The sequence below is a fragment of the Actinosynnema sp. NPDC059335 genome (assembly GCF_042752395.1).
GTDB lineage: Bacteria > Actinomycetota > Actinomycetes > Mycobacteriales > Pseudonocardiaceae > Actinosynnema.
Window position 1 is genome coordinate 1 of the sequence record NZ_JBHYXZ010000176.1, and the last position, 16,170, is coordinate 16,170.

At 75.0% G+C, this 16,170-nt stretch carries 13 protein-coding genes; 9 read left to right on the top strand and 4 right to left on the bottom strand.

The window, feature by feature from the left end; genetic code table 11:
- The 3 genes from ACFXGA_RS34760 to ACFXGA_RS34770 form a co-directional block, all read left to right on the top strand.
- Nucleotides 1-391, top strand: a 391-nt coding sequence (locus ACFXGA_RS34760) for a hypothetical protein (protein WP_378095461.1), incomplete at its 5' end; no start/stop codon positions are given.
- Nucleotides 378-2,621: a cytochrome P450 gene (locus ACFXGA_RS34765; RefSeq protein WP_378095464.1), complete on the top strand. Its 2,244-nt coding sequence runs from the start codon at nt 378-380 to the stop codon at nt 2,619-2,621. The genes ACFXGA_RS34760 and ACFXGA_RS34765, both read left to right, overlap by 14 nt.
- 1 nt (nt 2,622) lies before the next feature.
- Nucleotides 2,623-3,786 (top strand): macrolide family glycosyltransferase, encoded by a 1,164-nt coding sequence (locus ACFXGA_RS34770; protein WP_378095467.1) that lies wholly within the window; start codon nt 2,623-2,625, stop codon nt 3,784-3,786.
- A gap of 207 nt (nt 3,787-3,993) precedes the next feature.
- Here the strand turns inward: ACFXGA_RS34770 and ACFXGA_RS34775 are convergent, their stop codons facing one another.
- The gene (locus ACFXGA_RS34775; RefSeq protein ID WP_378095470.1) at nt 3,994-5,037 is read right to left on the bottom strand and encodes an endo-1,4-beta-xylanase; all 1,044 of its coding nucleotides are present in this window, start codon (nt 5,035-5,037) and stop codon (nt 3,994-3,996) included.
- Nucleotides 5,038-5,246: 209 nt separating this feature from the next.
- On the opposite strand from ACFXGA_RS34775, the gene ACFXGA_RS34780 reads away from it, so the two are divergent.
- From ACFXGA_RS34780 to ACFXGA_RS34795, 4 genes are read left to right on the top strand one after another with little or no spacing between them, the layout of a single operon-like run.
- Nucleotides 5,247-6,242, top strand: coding sequence for a glycosyltransferase (locus tag ACFXGA_RS34780; RefSeq protein ID WP_378095473.1), 996 nt, complete (start codon nt 5,247-5,249; stop codon nt 6,240-6,242).
- Between the two features lie 30 nt (nt 6,243-6,272).
- Nucleotides 6,273-8,591 (top strand): glycoside hydrolase domain-containing protein, encoded by a 2,319-nt coding sequence (locus ACFXGA_RS34785; protein WP_378095476.1) that lies wholly within the window; start codon nt 6,273-6,275, stop codon nt 8,589-8,591.
- On the top strand, nt 8,588-9,868 hold the full coding sequence (locus ACFXGA_RS34790; RefSeq protein ID WP_378095479.1) for a glycosyltransferase: 1,281 nt from the start codon (nt 8,588-8,590) through the stop codon (nt 9,866-9,868). Before ACFXGA_RS34785 ends, ACFXGA_RS34790 begins: the two co-directional genes overlap by 4 nt.
- Before the next feature lie 34 nt (nt 9,869-9,902).
- Entirely contained in the window at nt 9,903-10,412 is a 510-nt protein-coding gene (locus ACFXGA_RS34795) for a DUF1360 domain-containing protein (protein WP_378095482.1), read from the top strand.
- 162 nt (nt 10,413-10,574) lie between these two features.
- Here the strand turns inward: ACFXGA_RS34795 and ACFXGA_RS34800 are convergent, their stop codons facing one another.
- From ACFXGA_RS34800 to ACFXGA_RS34810, 3 genes are read right to left on the bottom strand one after another with little or no spacing between them, the layout of a single operon-like run.
- Nucleotides 10,575-11,837 (bottom strand): MAB_1171c family putative transporter, encoded by a 1,263-nt coding sequence (locus ACFXGA_RS34800; RefSeq protein WP_378095485.1) that lies wholly within the window; start codon nt 11,835-11,837, stop codon nt 10,575-10,577.
- Nucleotides 11,830-12,384, bottom strand: a complete 555-nt coding sequence (locus ACFXGA_RS34805; protein WP_378095488.1) for a hypothetical protein — start codon at nt 12,382-12,384, stop codon at nt 11,830-11,832. Before ACFXGA_RS34805 ends, ACFXGA_RS34800 begins: the two co-directional genes overlap by 8 nt.
- A 23-nt stretch (nt 12,385-12,407) precedes the next feature.
- On the bottom strand, nt 12,408-13,139 hold the full coding sequence (locus tag ACFXGA_RS34810) for a hypothetical protein (RefSeq protein WP_378095491.1): 732 nt from the start codon (nt 13,137-13,139) through the stop codon (nt 12,408-12,410).
- Between the two features lie 625 nt (nt 13,140-13,764).
- Between ACFXGA_RS34810 and ACFXGA_RS34815 the strand changes: the two genes are divergently transcribed.
- Nucleotides 13,765-14,748, top strand: coding sequence for a universal stress protein (locus tag ACFXGA_RS34815; protein WP_378095494.1), 984 nt, complete (start codon nt 13,765-13,767; stop codon nt 14,746-14,748).
- A 15-nt stretch (nt 14,749-14,763) separates the two neighbouring features.
- Entirely contained in the window at nt 14,764-16,095 is a 1,332-nt protein-coding gene (locus ACFXGA_RS34820; RefSeq protein WP_378095496.1) for a M20/M25/M40 family metallo-hydrolase, read from the top strand.
- Nucleotides 16,096-16,170 lie beyond the last annotated feature (75 nt).

Here is a 16,170-nt window from a genome sequence, read left to right on the forward strand (position 1 = left end):
CCGCCGCGCCGGGGGGGGCGTGACCCCGGCCGCGGTCGTGCTCATCACCCCGCTGGACGACCCGGGACCGGTGCTGCCGGGGGTGCTCGACGCCGGGCACCAGGTCCACCCCGTCGACGACGACCGGCTGCTCGCCATGGGCCGCTACCTCGACCTGGCCCGCGGGTGGACGCCCGCGCCGACCTCCGCGCCGGTGCTGCACGTCGGCACCGCGACCGAGCGCCCGCCGTCCGGGCGGGAGTCCGTCGTGGTCGCGGGCGACCACTTCACCGTGCTGGAACAGCACTCCGCCGCCACCGCGCTCGCGATCAGCAGCTGGCTCACGGACTTCCGCGGGTACGGGGCCGGGCTGTCCGAACTCAGGGAAAGGGACGTCCATGATCTGGGATGACGTGTTCATCGGCGGCACCGGCCGGTACCTGCCGCCGCGCACGCAGGCGACGGACGCCGTGCCCGACACCGACACCATGCGGCGGCTGCTCGCGCTGTCCGACTTCACCTCGTTCACCCGGTCCGACGACGTCACCGAGCACGCCATGGCGGTGCGGGCGGCGATCGGCGCGCTGCGGCAGGCCGGGCTGACCGGCGCCGACATCGCGATGGCCGCCTACGCGCAGATGGACCACCAGGACCACATGGCGTCCTCGTGCCACCTCCAGCGCGTCCTGGGCCTCGGCCACGCGCTGGTCTACGAGGTCGAGGCGACCAGCAACGGCGGCTCCGCCGCGCTCCAGGCCGCCGCCGCCCACCTGGTGGCCGACCGGAACGCCACCGCCACCCTCGTCACCGCGACCGCCCGGTTCCTGCCGCCGCGCTGGGAGCGGTGGCAGCCCACGGTCGGCATCTTCCTCGCCGACGGCGCGGCGTCGGCCGTGCTCACCCGCGACGGCGGCCGGGCCCGCCTGGTCGCCACCGCGAACAGCTCCGCCACCCAGATGGAGGTGCTCGCCACCCCCTCCATCCCGGACCCGCTCGGGCACCGCAACCGAACGCCGATCGAGGTCACCGGTCTCGCGCCCTACCTGACCCTGATGAGCGAGGCGCTGGTCGGCGCGGTCGAGCAGGCCGCCAAGGAGGCGAACGTCGCGGTCGCCGACGTGACCCGGTTCGTGGTCACCGGCCTGGGCCTGGCGCAGCTGCAGGTGGTCGTGCTGGAACCGCTCGGCATCGACCTGGACCGCACCACCTGGCCGTTCCTGCGCGAGCTGGGGCACGTCGGCCCGTGCGACCAGCTCCTCGGCGTGGACCACCTGCTCAACGACCCGGCGACGGCGCCGGGCGACACGATCATGGTGATCGGCCTGGGCATGGGCTCGCGGTTCACCGCCGCCCTGCTGGAGGTCACCGAACCGCCCACCCGCGGTACCACGTTCGTCACGGAGTCGGTCGCGGTCCCGGCCGTCGAGCGGTACGCCATCGACCCGTCCGGGAGCGACCTCTTCGGCGAGGCGGCCCGGCTGCGCGAACGCGGCCCGGCCACCCCCGTCCAGCTGCCCGGCGGCGTGGGCGCGTGGGCGGTCACCGGCCACGACGCGGTCAAGAAGCTGCTGCTCGACCCGGCCGTGTCCAAGGACGCCAACCGCCACTGGCCCGCGTGGCGCAACGGCGAGATCCCGCCGGACTGGCCGCTGATCATGTGGGTGGCGATGAAGAACATGTTCACCGCCTACGGCGAGGACCACGCCCGGCTGCGCAGGCTCGTGGCCAAGGCGTTCACCGCGCGCCGCATCGACGCCATGCGCCCGCGCGTCGAGGAGATCACCGCCGACCTGCTCTCCCGGCTGGCCGCCGTGCCGCGCGGCCGGGTGGTGGACCTGCGCGCCGAGTTCGCGTTCCCGCTCCCCATCCGGGTGATCAGCGGCCTGTTCGGGTTGTCCGAGCGCACCGGGGCCGACCTGCGCCGCCTGGTGGAGGCCGTGTTCAGCCTCGACGCCGACCCGGACGGCGTGCAGGGCGCGTCCGCGGAGCTGTACCTGATGCTGAAGAACCTGGTGGCCGCCAAGCGCGCCGAACCGGGCGACGACCTGACCACCGACCTCATCGCGGCCCGGCAGGAGGACGGCTCGCGGCTGGGCGAGCAGGAGCTGCTGGACACGCTGCTGCTCACCATCACCGCGGGCTTCGAGACCACGGTCAACCTGCTCGACAGCGCGGTCCACGCGCTGGCCACGCACCCGTCCCAGCTCGGCCTCGTCACGTCCGGGTCGAGCACGTGGGACGACGTGGTGGACGAGACGCTGCGCTGGCAGGCGCCGGTGCCGAACCTGCCCCTGCGGTACGCGGTGGAGGACGTCGAGGTGGACGGCGTCACGATCGCCAAGGGCGACGCGATCCTGGTGTCGTTCGGCGCGGCCGGCCGCGACCCCGCCCGGCACGGCGCGACCGCCGAGGAGTTCGACATCACCCGCCCGTCCCGCCGCGACCACCTCGCCTTCGGCCACGGCGTGCACCACTGCCTCGGCTCGCCGCTGGCCCGGCTGGAGGCGACGGTCGCGCTGCGTGCGCTGTTCGGGCGGTTCCCGAACCTTCGGCTCGCCGTGCCGTCGGCGGAGCTGGAACCGTTGGGGTCGTTCTTCACCAACGGTCACCGGACCCTGCCCGTCGTGCTGGAGGAAGACTGAGATGGCGCACTTCGCGTTCGTCAGCGCACCCGCCGCGGGGCACGTCAACCCCACCCTGCCGATGGTGGAGGAGCTGGTCCGGCGCGGGCACCGGGTCAGCTACGCCACCGGGCCCGCCACCGCGGACGGCGCGGCGCGGGCGGGCGCGACGCCGGTCGTGCTGCCGTCGGAGCTGCCGCCCGACCTGGACGCGCGGGGCGAGTTCACCGCCGACCAGCTCGCCGTGACCCTGGAGCACTTCCTGGACGACGCCGAGGTGTCGTTCCCCGTGCTGGCCGCGCACTTCGAGGCCGACGTGCCCGACGTGGTGTGCTACGACTCGGTGACGTTCACCGGCCGGATGCTGGCCAACCTGCTGGCCGTGCCCGAGGTGGCGCTGGTGCCGACGTTCGCCGAGAACGAGCGGTTCTCCGCCACGCAGGTCTACCTGCCGCCGACGTTCGACCACGGGCACCCGAAGCTCGTGTCCGCGATCGCGCGGATGGCGCGCTTCGCCTCCGGGTTCACCTTCCTGGAGGACCCGAACCTGATGTTCGGCCACGTCGCGCCGACGAGCGTCGTGTTCATCCCCCGGTCGTTCCAGCTGTCCGCCGAGACGTTCGACGACCGGTTCCACTTCGTGGGGCCGTCCCTGGGCAGCTGGCAGGAGGCCGAGCGGTGGTCGCCCCGGACCGGCGCGCCGGTGCTGCTCATCTCGCTGGGCACGGTCTTCAACACCCGGCCCGACTTCTACCGGGCGTGCGTCGAGGCGTTCGCCGACGGGCCGTGGGAGGTCGTCATGCCGATCGGCGACCTCGACCCGGCGCTGCTCGGCCCGCTGCCGGGCAACTTCGCGGTCGCGCCCCGCGTGCCGCAGGTGGCCGTGCTGCGGCACGCGGCGGTGTTCCTGAGCCACGCGGGCATGAACTCGATCATGGAGTCGCTGTACCACGGCGTGCCGTTCGTGACCGTGCCGCAGATCCCGGAGCAGCGCGCGATCGCCGCGCGGGCGGCCGAGCTGGGCCTCGGCGTGACGCTGGAGGACCAGACCCCCGAGGGCCTGCGGTCGGCCGTCGCGGCGGCGGCCGGGCACCGGGCGGCGGTCGAGCGGATGCGGGAGGTGGTCCGGTCGAGCGGCGGCGCGCCGATGGCGGCGGACGCGGTGGAGAAACTGCTGAACCGGTGACGGTCCGGGTGGGGCGCACCGGAACGGGCAGCGCTCCGTGATCGGGCGGGCGTGGTGTCGCCACCTCCGCCGCGGTGCTCGGGTGCGCGATGTGGTGAGTCGGGTCTCCGACCTGGTGAGTTCGTCCCGATTCGCGTGTCCCGGACGGCGCGCAGCGCGCGTCCCGGGTGGGTGGCCTCACGTCGGGGCCACCCACCCGGGGGACCGTCAGCGGACGGGGACGTGGCGTGTCGCGGGGAAGCGGTTGAGCGTGTCCAGGACGGCGGTGTAGGCCGGTTTCCTCGCGCCGGTCGAGTCGAACAGCAGCGGCGTGCCCGAGGAGCGCCACGAGTCGCTGTCGCGGACGCCCCACACCGTGATCCCGGTGCAGCCGCTCACCTCCAGGCACGCCCGCACGGCCCGCCGGTACGCGTCGGCCTGGGCCGCGCCGGAGCCCTCGATGTCCAGCTCGGTCAGCTCCACGTCCACGCCCAGGTCGGCGAACGCCCGCAGCGTGGCGGCGAAGTCGGCCGGCACGGGGTGGTAGGCGGTGAAGTGCGACTGGAGCCCGACGCAGTCGATCGGCACGCCGCGCGAGCGGAAGTCGCGCACCATCCGGTGCACCGCCTGCGTCTTGGCGTGCGACCAGTTCTCGACGTTGTAGTCGTTGTAGCAGAGCTTCGCGTCCGGGTCGGCCGCCCGCGCCGCGCGGAACGCCGCCTCGATCCAGTCGTCACCGGTGCGCTGGAAGTTCGAGTCGCGCCGCGCGCCGGACGTCCCGTCGGCGAACGCCTCGCCGACCACGTCCCACGCGGCCACCCGGCCCCGGTAGTGCGCCACCACCTGGGTGACGTGGTCGAGCATGGCCTGCCGCAACGCCGCGCCGCGCAGGTTCACCAGCCACGACGGCTGCGCCGCGTGCCAGAGCAGCGTCTGGCCCCGCACCCGCTGCCCGCGCGACTCCGCGTGGTCCACGACCCGGTCGCCCGCGGCGAACGTGAAGCGGCCCTGGAGCGGTTCCGTGGCGTCCAGCTTCAGCTCGTTCTCCGGCGTCAGGCCGTCGAACTCGCGGTCGACGATCCCGGCGTAGACCGGGTCGGCCAGCTTGTGCCCGCTGACGCCCACGCCGAAGTGCCGCCCGGTGCGGTGCGCGGCCTCGGCGAGCGTCGTGGCCGGCGGGTCGGCGGCGGCCGGGCGGGCCGGGACCAGCATCACCGCCGCGGTGAGGGACGCGGCGGTCACGGTCACCAACGCGGACCAGAGCTGTCGCACGGTCGAAACCCCCTTCCGGCACGTACCCCGGAACCATCGGGCCGCCCCGCCGTGCCCCGCAATGCTTATCGAGACTTTTCGAAACCCGCTGCCGCCGCCGGCAGGCCGGCCCGCCACCGTTCGGCCGGGCGCCGGGGTCCGCCCGGCCCAACGCCCGATGGGGCGGTGCTGGTCGATCGGCCCGACCGGGCACCACGTAGGTTGCCGCCATGCGCGTGCTCTTCGCCGCCCTCGCCTCCGCGGGGCACACCCACCCGATGGTCCCCCTGGCGATCGCCGCCCGCGACGCCGGCCACGAGGTGCACTTCGCCGTCGGCGAGGAGGTCCACGCGCCGCTCGCCGCGCACGGGCTGCGACCGTTCCGGCCCGCGGACGCCTTCTACGAGCTGTACGCCGAAGACCTCGAACCGGAACTGGCCCGGCTGCGGCCCGACCTCGTGGTGCACGGCTGGGGCGTGCCCGGCGCCGCGACCGCCGCACGGCGCGCCGGCGTCCCCGGCCTCTGGCACGGGTTCGGCCGCCTGTTCCCGGCCGGCATCGGCCTCGAACGGCCCGCCGTCCCCGGCCCGCCGCACGTCGACATCTGCCCGCCGTCGTTGCAGGACCCGGACTTCCTGGCCGCGGCCGACCGCCTCGAACTGCGACCCGTCCCGTTCACCGGCCCGCCCGCACCGCCCGGGTGGCACGTCCGCCGCACCTCCCGGCCGCTGGTCTACCTGACCCTCGGCACCGCGTTCGGCACCGCCGAACTGCTGACCACGGCCGTCAAGGGCCTCGCCGCGCTGGACGCGCACGTCGTCGTCGCCACCGGCCGGGTGCGGCCCGGGGACCTGGGCGACGTGCCCGACAACGTCACCGTGCACGCCTGGGTGCCGCAGGCGGACCTGCTGCCGCACGTCGACGTGGTGGTGCACCACGGCGGCAGCGGCACCACGCTCGGCGCGCTCGCCGTCGGCGCGCCGCAGCTGCTGCTGCCCCGGGGCGCGGACCAGTTCGCCAACGCCGACGCCGTCCGCGCCGCCGGGGCCGGGCTGCGGCTGCTCCCCGACGAGGTGACCCCGGAAGGCGTCGCCGAGCACGTGCGCACCCTCCTGCGCGACGGCGGGCACGCCGACGCCGCCCGCGCCGTCGCCGAGGAGATCGCCCGGATGCCGTCCCCGGACGAGGTGGCCCGCCGCCTCCCGGAGCACGCCGAACGCGGATGAGGCCGGTCCGCGTCGACGGCACCGCGCACTTTGCCGTCCTGTTCCGCGTTCGCAACGAACGTTCACCGCGCGGAAACCACCGCCGGCGCCACGCCGCCCTACAGTCGTCCCATCCTCGACGAGATTGATCCCTTCATCGGAACGGCCGCGACCTCCCTGCCCGCCGCGCAGGGTCTCGCGGCCACTTGGTGGTGGCCGAAAGCGCAGATCGGCAACACCCACCCGGGCGCGACCTCACCGCTCGGGATGGTGTCGGCCTGCGCCTACTCCGGCGCCTACCCGACCGGCTACGGCCTCTACACGAAGAACACCGAGGGCCTGCCGGACCGGATGTTCGACCGGCCCCTGGCGTCGGGCTTCACCCACTTCCAGCAGTCCGGCACCGGCGCGATCCGCAAGTACTACAACTACGTCCGGGTGACCCCGATGGTGCAGCAGCTCGACGCGCTCGGCGAGGCATGGCCGCTGCACGACGAGGAGGCCGAGGCCGGCTACTACGCGGCCACGCTCGACACCGGCGTCCGGTGCGAGATCACGGTCGGCCGGAAGGTCGCCGTCCACCGGTACACGTTCCCGGAGCACCGGGCCGCCCGCGTCGTGGTCGACCTCTCGTGCGGCGGGCTGGCCATCGACCACGGCCGCACGGTGCCGCTGCGCGCGCACGTGGAGAGCCTCGGCCACGGCCGCGCCCAGGGCACGGTCGTGGTGGAGGGCGTGCCGCTGTCGGTGCACATCGAGGTCGACACGCCGGGGTGGCGGCAGATGCTCTGGCACGACCGCCGGCTGATCGAGGGCGGCACCCGCCTCGACTTCGACCGCATCCGCCAGACCACGCTGCGCCCGTTCGGGCTGCTGTTCCTCGGCCCGACCGGCGCCGGGCAGACCGTCGAGGTCCGGATCGGGTTCTCCCTGCGCGGCGTCGAGCAGGCCCGCGAGAACCTGCGCCGCGAGTGCGGCGAGGGCGCGCCCGCGTTCGACCTCACCCGGACCGCGACCGCGGAGCGGTGGCGCGACCACGTCGACCGGATCCAGGTCGAGGGCGGGTCGCCCGCCCGGCGGCAGGTGTTCGCCACCGCCCTGTACCACTCGCTGATCAAACCCTGCTTCGCCGACGACGAGAGCCCGTTCTGGCCGACGTCCGGGCCGTTCGCGTTCGACATCTGCACGATGTGGGACATCTACAAGACCCAGGTGCCCCTGCTCGCCGCGATCTGCCCGGACCGGGCGGGCGACCTGCTGGAGTCGCTGGTGCGGGTGTGCGAGGAGGAGGGCAACTTCCCGATCGGCTACCGGATGGCGCGCGGCGCGGACCGGTTCTTCCGGCAGGCCAGCGCGCTGGTCCACACCGCCCTCGCGGACGCGCACGCCCTCGGCCTCGGCGACCTGGACTGGCCCTGGGCGCTCGCCCACATGGACGCCGACCTGCGCCGGCTGTACGGCGAGGACTTCTACGAGCACGGCGTCGTGCACCCGATCTCGCACACCCTCGACCTCGCCTACGCCTACCACTGCACGGCGGGCGTCGCCCGGTCCCTCAACGACCACGGGCTCGCCGACGACCTCGCCGCCCGCGCCCGGCTGTGGACCAACGCGTTCGACCCGGCCACCGGCCTGCTGCACGACTCGTCGTTCTACGAGGGCGGCAAGTGGAACTACTCGTTCCGGCTCATGCACGACATGGCCGGGAGGATCGCGCTGGCCGGCGGCGACGACGCGTTCGTCGCCATGCTCGACGCGTTCTTCGGCTACGGCGCGCCGCCGGTGACCCAGCCGGGCAGGCGGCCCGACCCGGCCGAGATGGCGGCGGGCTACGCGCTGAACCGGTTCGAGGGGCTCAACAACGAGCCCGACATGGAAGCGCCCTGGTCCTACCACTACGCGGGCCGGCCCGACCGCACCGCCGAGATCGTCCACGCCGCACTGACCTGGCAGTTCGGCACAGGTCCCGGCGGGCTGCCGGGCAACGACGACTCCGGCGGCCTCAGCTCGTGGTACGTGTGGGCGTCCCTGGGGCTGTTCCCCGTCGCCGGGCAGAACCTCTTCCTGGTCAACGCGCCCGCGTTCGCCCACGCCACCCTCCGGGTCGGCGACCGCACGTTCGAGGTCGAGACCAGGGGTCACCGGGAGACCCCGGTCGGCTCCGACGGCCTGGAACGCGTGCCGCCGCCGCAGTACGTGCAGTCCGCCCGGCTCAACGGCCGACCGCTGGACGTCACCCACCTGCGTGCCGCCGACGTGCACGCGGGCGGCCGGCTCCAGCTCGAACTCGGCCCCGAGCCGTCGTCGTGGGGCAGCGACGCCCGCCCGCCGTCACCCTCCGCTCCGCCCGCGCCGGGAGTACGCCCATGAGCACGCCCAACCGCCGCCTCGTCATCGTGGTCCGCGCCGACCCGGTCATCTGCGGCCACTCCGGCGAGGCCCGCAACCTCGCCGAAGTCGCCCTGACCCGCGGCTTCGACGACGTGCGGCTGCTGACGTGGCCGCTGCCCGCCCTCGAAGCGGCGGGCCTGCCGCTCAAGCCGCTCGACCGCATCACGCCCTACAGCCCCGGCATCACCGTCGAACGGCCCGAGCCGGTCGGCGACTACCGCGTGCCCGACGGCCGCTACGTCGCCGGCCTCACCGGCCGCCTGGTCGAACTGCTCAGCGAGCCGGTGCCCACCACGTGCCTGTCGATGTACCTCGCGCCGCACACCGGGGTCGTGGGCGACGCCGTGGCGGCGGCGCGGGCGGCCGGGTTCGCGCCCGACGTGCGCACGATCGCCAAGGCCGTCGGCTCGGACGTCACCAATGTGATCCGGTCCTGCCTGCGCGAGGGCCGGTTCGGCGCGGCGGTGGCCCTGTTCACCACGTTCCTGGCCAACGACCGGGTGATCGCGGTGTCGGACTACACCCGGCAGGAGATCGTCGCCGCCGCCGAGACCGTCGACGCGCACTGCGGCACCCGCCTCGCCGAGGAGTGCCGTCGCCGGGTCACGGTCAGCTACCCGCCCATCGACACGTCCGCCTACCTCGACCTCGACCCGGCGCTGGTGGACGCCGCCCTCGCCCGCCGCGGCCTCGAACGCGACGGTTACGTGCTGTTCCTGTCCCGCGTGGCGCGGGCCAAGGGCGTCCACGACCTGGTGACAGCGTTCACCCGGACGCGCGCCCGGTCGCGGGTCAAGCTCGTCGTCGCCGGGAACGGCCCGGCGCTGGAGGAGATCCGGGCGCTCACGCGGGACGACGACCGGGTGCTGCTGCTGTCCGACGTGGACGACGAGGAGAAGCCGTTGCTGATGCGCGGCTGCGCCGCCTACGCGTTGCCGACCAAGCCCGAGCCGGACTTCGTGGAGACGTTCGGGATCGCGTTGGCGGAGAAGATGCTCGCGGGCGGCGGTCCGGTGATCACCACGATCACCGGCGGCACCGGCGAGGCGGTCGGCGGCACGGCGATCATCGTGACCGCGGGCGACGTGCCCGGCCTCGCCGCCGCGATCGACCGCGCGGTGCTGGAGCTGTCGCCGGGGGAGCGGCGGTCCATGGCGGACCGGGCCCGGGCGCACGCGTTGTCGTTCGACCGGGCACGGGTGTTCGACGACCTGTTCGCGACCTCCCCGGCGGGCGCCGTGCCCGCGCCGCGGTGAGTTTGAACCGGACGGTCCCGGTTACACCTCAGCCATGCCGATCACCGACGTCTTCCGCCGGATCAGCGCCGCCTACTCCGCCGGCGAGGAACGCCCCCTGCGGGGCTACCTCACGACCCTCGGCTCGTACGGCGCGCTCGTCGCCGGCACCACCCTGATCGGCCGGCGCGCGGGCGTGCGGCTGCCCGAACGGGTGTCCGCCGCGGACACCGTGCTGCTGTCGCTGGCCACCCACAAGGCCAGCCGCCTGCTCACCAAGGGCGCGGTCACGAGCGTGCTGCGGGCCCCGGTCACCCGGTTCGACGGGCCGGCCGGCGCGGCGGAGGTCAACGAGACCGTGCGCGGCGACGGCGTCCGGCACGCCGCCGGCGAGCTGGTGACCTGCCCGTTCTGCTCGGGCGTGTGGATCGCGAGCGCCCTCACCGCGGGCCTGGTGTTCGCGCCGAGGGCCACCCGGCTGGTCGCCACCGCGCTGTCGGTCGTCGCCGCGTCGGACTGGCTGCACCTGCTGGACGGGCGGCTCAAGCAGGCCGGCGAGGGCTGAGCGCGCCGGTCGAGCGCCTTCCCCGGATCGCGGGTGTTCGCGGCCGGGCGGGCGGCTCGCGCGGGCCGACCAGGGCTGAGCGCGCCGGTCGAGCGCCCGCCCGGATCGCGGTGGTGCGCGGCCGGGCGGCTCGGGCAAGCCGACGAGCGCCGAGCGCGCCGGTCAAGCGCGTGCCCTCGCCCGGACCGCGTCACGCTCGCCGCCGGACGGCCCGAACCCCGCCTCTGCCAGCACGTCCGCCACCACCGGACCGGTGAACGCCCCGGCCACCGAGACCAACCGGGCGCGCTCACCGGCGAACGCGTGCCTGGCCTGCGGCGGCCCGTCGTGGCCGGCCGGCCCGTCGTCGGCCACCGGCACGCCACGCGCCCGCGCCACCAGCGCGGCCCCGACCTGCGCGGCCTCGGCCACCGCCCGGACCTCCTCCTCGCCCAGCCCCAGCGCCGCCGCCCGCCGCTCGACCGCACCCGCCACCACCGGGTCGCGCCCCACCCGCAACCGGTGCAGCCAGTCGTTGATCTCGATCACCCGCCAGAACAGCCGGTGCTCCGGGTCGAACCGCTCCCGGGGCGTCGCGGGCACGTGCCGCATCGCGGGGTCGACCACGCGCAGTGCCCGCCACAGCGGCCGCAGCCGCCGGTAGTCGCGGAACGCCTCCCAGGCCCGGTCCAGCCGCTCCCGCGCGGCCGTCAGCCGCGGACCCCAGGCGGCGATGCTCGCGCCGACCACGACGACCGGCACGGCGAGCGTGAGGGACCAGGGCGCGGCGACACCCCACGCGTCCATCTCCGCGCCGAACCAGCTCCCCACGACGGCGACGAGCACGAGCACCGCGTACACCGAGCCGATCAGCACGCCGAGGGCGTTGAGGCGCAGCCCGCGCCGCAGCCACGGCCGGTCCGCGGGCGTCCCGTCGGCGGACCGCCGGCACAGCCGCACCACGTTCAGCAGCCCGACCAGGTACGCCACGTGGTAGAGCACCAGCAGCTCGGCCAGGTACGGGGCGTCGGCGAACGCGGTCGGGAAGTCGTCGTGGTGCTCCTCGCGGGGCGCGCCCAGCGCGAACAACGCCACCATCACGGCGAGCACCAGGGCGCAGGCCGCCGCCACCCGCCGGGTCGCCCGCCGCGCCCGCGCGACCGGGTGCCGCCAGTGCAGCAGCATCGCCTGGTTCGCGCCGACGAACGCGACCCCGCAGCCGTACACCAGCAGCACCGACAGGTTCGGCACGCCGGTCAGCCGGTCGACGCCCACCCCGACCGCCGGCGCCAGGAGCAGGAACGCGGGCGCGGCCGTGACGCAGGCCAGGCAGATCGGCAGCAGCGCGGGCCGGTGCTCCGGTGGGGCCTGCCGGTACGCCCGGTACTTGTGCGCCAGCAGGACCAGCACGCCGCAGGCGCTGAGCAGGTACTGGGCGTCAGCCACGGCCGCCCCGGTCGGGTGAGTACCCGAACGTGTACCAGGTGCGGGTCACCGGGTCGTCGCCCTGCGGTGCGGCGGGTTCGGACCGGGACCGGCCCGCCCGGTCGAGCAACGCCCGCGCCAGCACCCCGGCCACCCGGTCGGCCTCGCGCTCCTCCCGGCGCGACAGGTCGGTCCGGCCCGCCAGGATCCGCAGCATCGACGGCGACAGGTCCGGGTACAGCAGCCGGCGGCCCTCCTCCGCGTCCAGCCGGGGCGGCCGGTGCCCGCACAGCATGTGCGCGATCTCGTGCAGCAGGATGAGCAACCGGTGCACCCAGCTCCGGGCCGTGGTCACGACGATGACGTGCACCTCGTCCTCGGTGACCGCCCACAGCCCGCTCGTGCCGCCGTCGCCGAGGTCGTCGAACCGCAGCAGGACCTCCCGCCGCAGCCGCCGCGCCACCACCTCGCACAGCCGGACGCACACCGCCTCGGTCGTCGCCGACCCGTCCAGGTCCAGCTCGCGGAGCAGGTCGTCGCGCAGCGCGCGCAGCTCCTTCGCCCTCATCCGATCACCACCGCGCCGAGCCCTCACCGCGCGTCGTCATCGGCCACCGCGGCGGACCCGTCCGGTTCGAGGGCCCGCCTGATCGCGTCCTCCGCCGCGACGCCCGGTTTCAGCGCGCGCACCAGCGCGAGCAGGATCTTGTTCCGGACGCCCGGCGGGGGCGGCCGTTCCGCCGTGCGCAGGATGACGGTGTTGACGCCGAGCGCGTCCATCGCGAGCCGGGTCTCCAACTGCTCGTCCACCCGGGCCGCCAGCTCGTCGTCGAAGAAGTACGCGGGCGCGGCCCCGAACGCCTCCGCGAGACCGAGGATGTGCTTGAGCCGCGGGTTGTCGCTGGTGCCGGCCACCAGCTCGCGGATGTAGTTGGCCGAGATGGAGCCGTGCGGCCCGCCGCTGATCCGGGCCGCGACCTCCTCCGGCGAGAACGGCCCGCGACCGGCCGGGTGCACCACGGCGAACAAGTGCTTGAGCGCGCCGCGCCGCCACGCCGGGCGTTCACCGTCGTGCAGCCGCGCGCGGCCGCCGACGAAGCACGCCGGGTGCACGCCCAGCGCGGCGGCCAGGCCCTCGATCGTCCGGCACGTCGGGTTGTCCTTGTCGCCGCGGCGCAGCTGCGAGATGTAGGTGTGCGTGATCTCGCCGCCGTCGAGGCGGATGCGCTCGGCCAGCTCCACGTTCGTGTAGCGCGGTCGCCCGCCGGGACGCGTGCACAGCTCGTCGAGGACGTCGGCGAAGCGTCGCCCGCCCGCGGTCATGGTCACCCCTCGCACGCAGCGCTTCCGGTGTGGGTGGCAGGCCCAAGCTACTCCAGGCGGCGCGGTTGATTCCACGGTGGGCCACCGATAGCCTGGCCGCGGCGGTTCCACTGGTGTTGGGGGCGAGAAGCGCAGGCGTCTCAGGAGTGGAACGGAGGGCCGGCCGCGCAGCGCGATCCCGGGTGACCACGCCGGCCGTCACCAGGCCCTGCGGTTGTGCCACCGCCCCCGCCACGGCGGCACACGTTGAGGGGTGCGCAGGGCCGCGGGATCGTCCGGTCCGGTGCCTGGGAGGGTCCCCTCCGCGAAGGGCTCGGCACGTTCCGTCGGGTTGGCGGGGCCTCCGTTGCCGGGCGCAGTGCCCGGTCTGCGCGTCCGTCGGGTTGCCGGGCGCAGCGTCCGGTCCGCGCACGTCCGTCGGATCGGCGGATCCTCCGCTGTCGGACGGCAGCGCCCCGTTCCGTTTGCCCCGTTCCGCGTGCCCCGTTCGGGTGCCACCGCGTGTCGGGCCCGGTCTTGCGGAAACCCCGCCCGCAAGCCGGTCCGCGCGGTTCGGCGGGCGAGGTGGACGACCTCCGGCCCGACCCGCCCGCGACCGGCACGTGGTGCGGCGGGGAGGTGGGCGATGTCCGGTCCGGCCACCGGGGCGAACCCGGACCGGGCGGTGGGGCGCGGTGCGGTGGTCGTCGGGTTCGACGGGTCGTCGCGGTCGCGCCAGGCCGCCCGCTGGGCCGCGCGCGAGGCGGCCGGCCGGGGCGTGCGCCTGGTCGTGGTGAACGTGATCCGGGGGCCGTTCCCCGAGGTCCTCGTGACCCCCGTGTCGATGCCGCTGCCCCAGCTCGTCGGCGAGGACGCGGTGCGCGCGTACACCCGCGACCACCTCGCCGAGCTGGCTGCGGAGTGCGCGCAGGTCGCGCCGGGCGTCGAAGTGGACACCCGGGTGGCCGACGGGCACCCGGCCGCGGTGCTGGCCGAGGTCGGGCGGGACGCCGCGGCGCTCGTCGTCGGCGCCACCGGCGCCACCGGCCTGGCCAGGGTCTTCGCCGGCTCGGTGGCCGCGGACCTGGCGCACCACGTCACCGGGCCGCTCGTCGTCGTGCGCGGCGAGGCCGAGTCGGACGACGGCCGGGTGGTGGTCGGGGTGGACGGCTCCGAGCCGGGCGACCGCGCGGTCGAGTTCGCGGTGGACCACGCGGCCAGGCACGGGGGAGTCGTGGTCGGCGTGCACGCCACCACCGGCCTGCCGGTCGACGCGCTGGCCCCCGGTGGCTCGTGGGGGCAGGGGCTCGGGCTCGGCCTGGACGTCGAGCAGCTCCGGACCTCCGCGGACGCGCTGGTCGCCGCGTCGCTCGCGGGCCCGCTCGCCCGCCACCCCGACGTGCGGGCCGAACGCGTGGTGTCCCTGGACCGGCCCGCCCAGGCCCTCGCCGAACTGGCCGAAGGCGCCGCGCTGCTCGTCGTCGGCACCCACGGCCACGGTGCGCTGCGCCGCGCGCTGCTCGGCTCGGTGAGCCACGCCATGCTGCACCACGCGCCCTGCCCGTTGGCGCTGGTGCGCGGGCCCGGTGGCGTGACGCCGGGCTCGACCGCCACCACCCCGCCGCACTAATGATAGGAAGGCCGGGTGAGTAACTCAGGAGACGGGGCCGGGCTGCGGCTCGCGCAGGACGAGGTCGTGTCGCTGGCCAGCGAGTTGATCAGGATCGACACGACCAACACGGGCGACCCGGCCACGGTCGTCGGCGAGCGCGCGGCGGCCGAGTGGGTCGCGGAGAAGCTGTCCGAGGTCGGCTACGAGACCACCTACGTCGAGTCCGGGGCCAAGGGCCGCGGCAACGTGATCGCCCGCCTGGCCGGCGCCGACCCGTCGCGGGGCGCGCTGCTCGTGCACGGGCACCTGGACGTCGTGCCCGCCGACGCCTCCGAGTGGTCCGTGCACCCGTTCTCCGGCGCGGTGCAGGACGGGTACGTGTGGGGCCGCGGCGCGGTCGACATGAAGGACATGGTCGCGATGACCCTCGCCGTCGCGCGCCGGTTCAAGCGGGACGGCGTGGTGCCGCCGCGCGACATCGTGTTCGCGTTCCTCGCCGACGAGGAGGCGGGCGGCCTGTACGGGGCCAAGTGGCTGGTGGACAACCGGCCCGAGCTGTTCGAGGGCGTCACGGAGGCGATCAGCGAGGTCGGCGGCTTCTCCATCACGCTCAAGGACGACGTCCGCGCGTACCTGGTGGAGACGGCCGAGAAGGGCATCCGGTGGCTCAAGCTGCGGGTGCGCGGCACCGCGGGCCACGGCTCGATGATCCACCACGACAACGCGGTGGCCAAGCTCGCCGCCGCCGTCACCAAGCTGGGGCAGCACCGGTTCCCGATCGTGCTCTCGCCGTCCGTGCGCGAGTTCCTGGCCGGGGTCTCCGAGATCACCGGGCTGGACTTCCCCGAGGACGACCTGGAGGGCTCGATCGGCAAGCTCGGCGCGCTGTCGCGGATGATCGGGGCGACGCTGCGCGACACCGCCAACCCGACCATGCTGTCCGCGGGGTACAAGGCCAACGTCATCCCGTCGGTCGCCGAGGCCACCGTGGACTGCCGGATCCTGCCCGGCCGCGAGGAGGCGTTCGACCGCGAGCTGGCCGAGCTGCTCGGCCCGGACGTCGAGCGCGAGTGGCTGGGCCTGCCGCCGGTGGAGACCACGTTCGACGGCGCGCTGGTCGACGCGATGACGGCGTCCATCACCGCCGAGGACCCCGGCGCGAAGGTCCTGCCCTACATGCTGTCCGGCGGCACGGACGCCAAGTCGTTCCAGCAGCTGGGCATCCGCAACTTCGGCTTCGCCCCGCTGAGGCTGCCCGCCGACCTGGACTTCTCCGGCCTGTTCCACGGCGTGGACGAGCGCGTCCCGGTCGACGCGCTCCAGTTCGGCGTCCGCGTGCTGGACCGCTTCCTGCGCAACTCGTGACGCGGCGGGGGGGGGGGGGGGGGCCGGGGGGGGGGGGGCCGCCGCGCCCCCCCCGCGCCGAGGAACACACACACA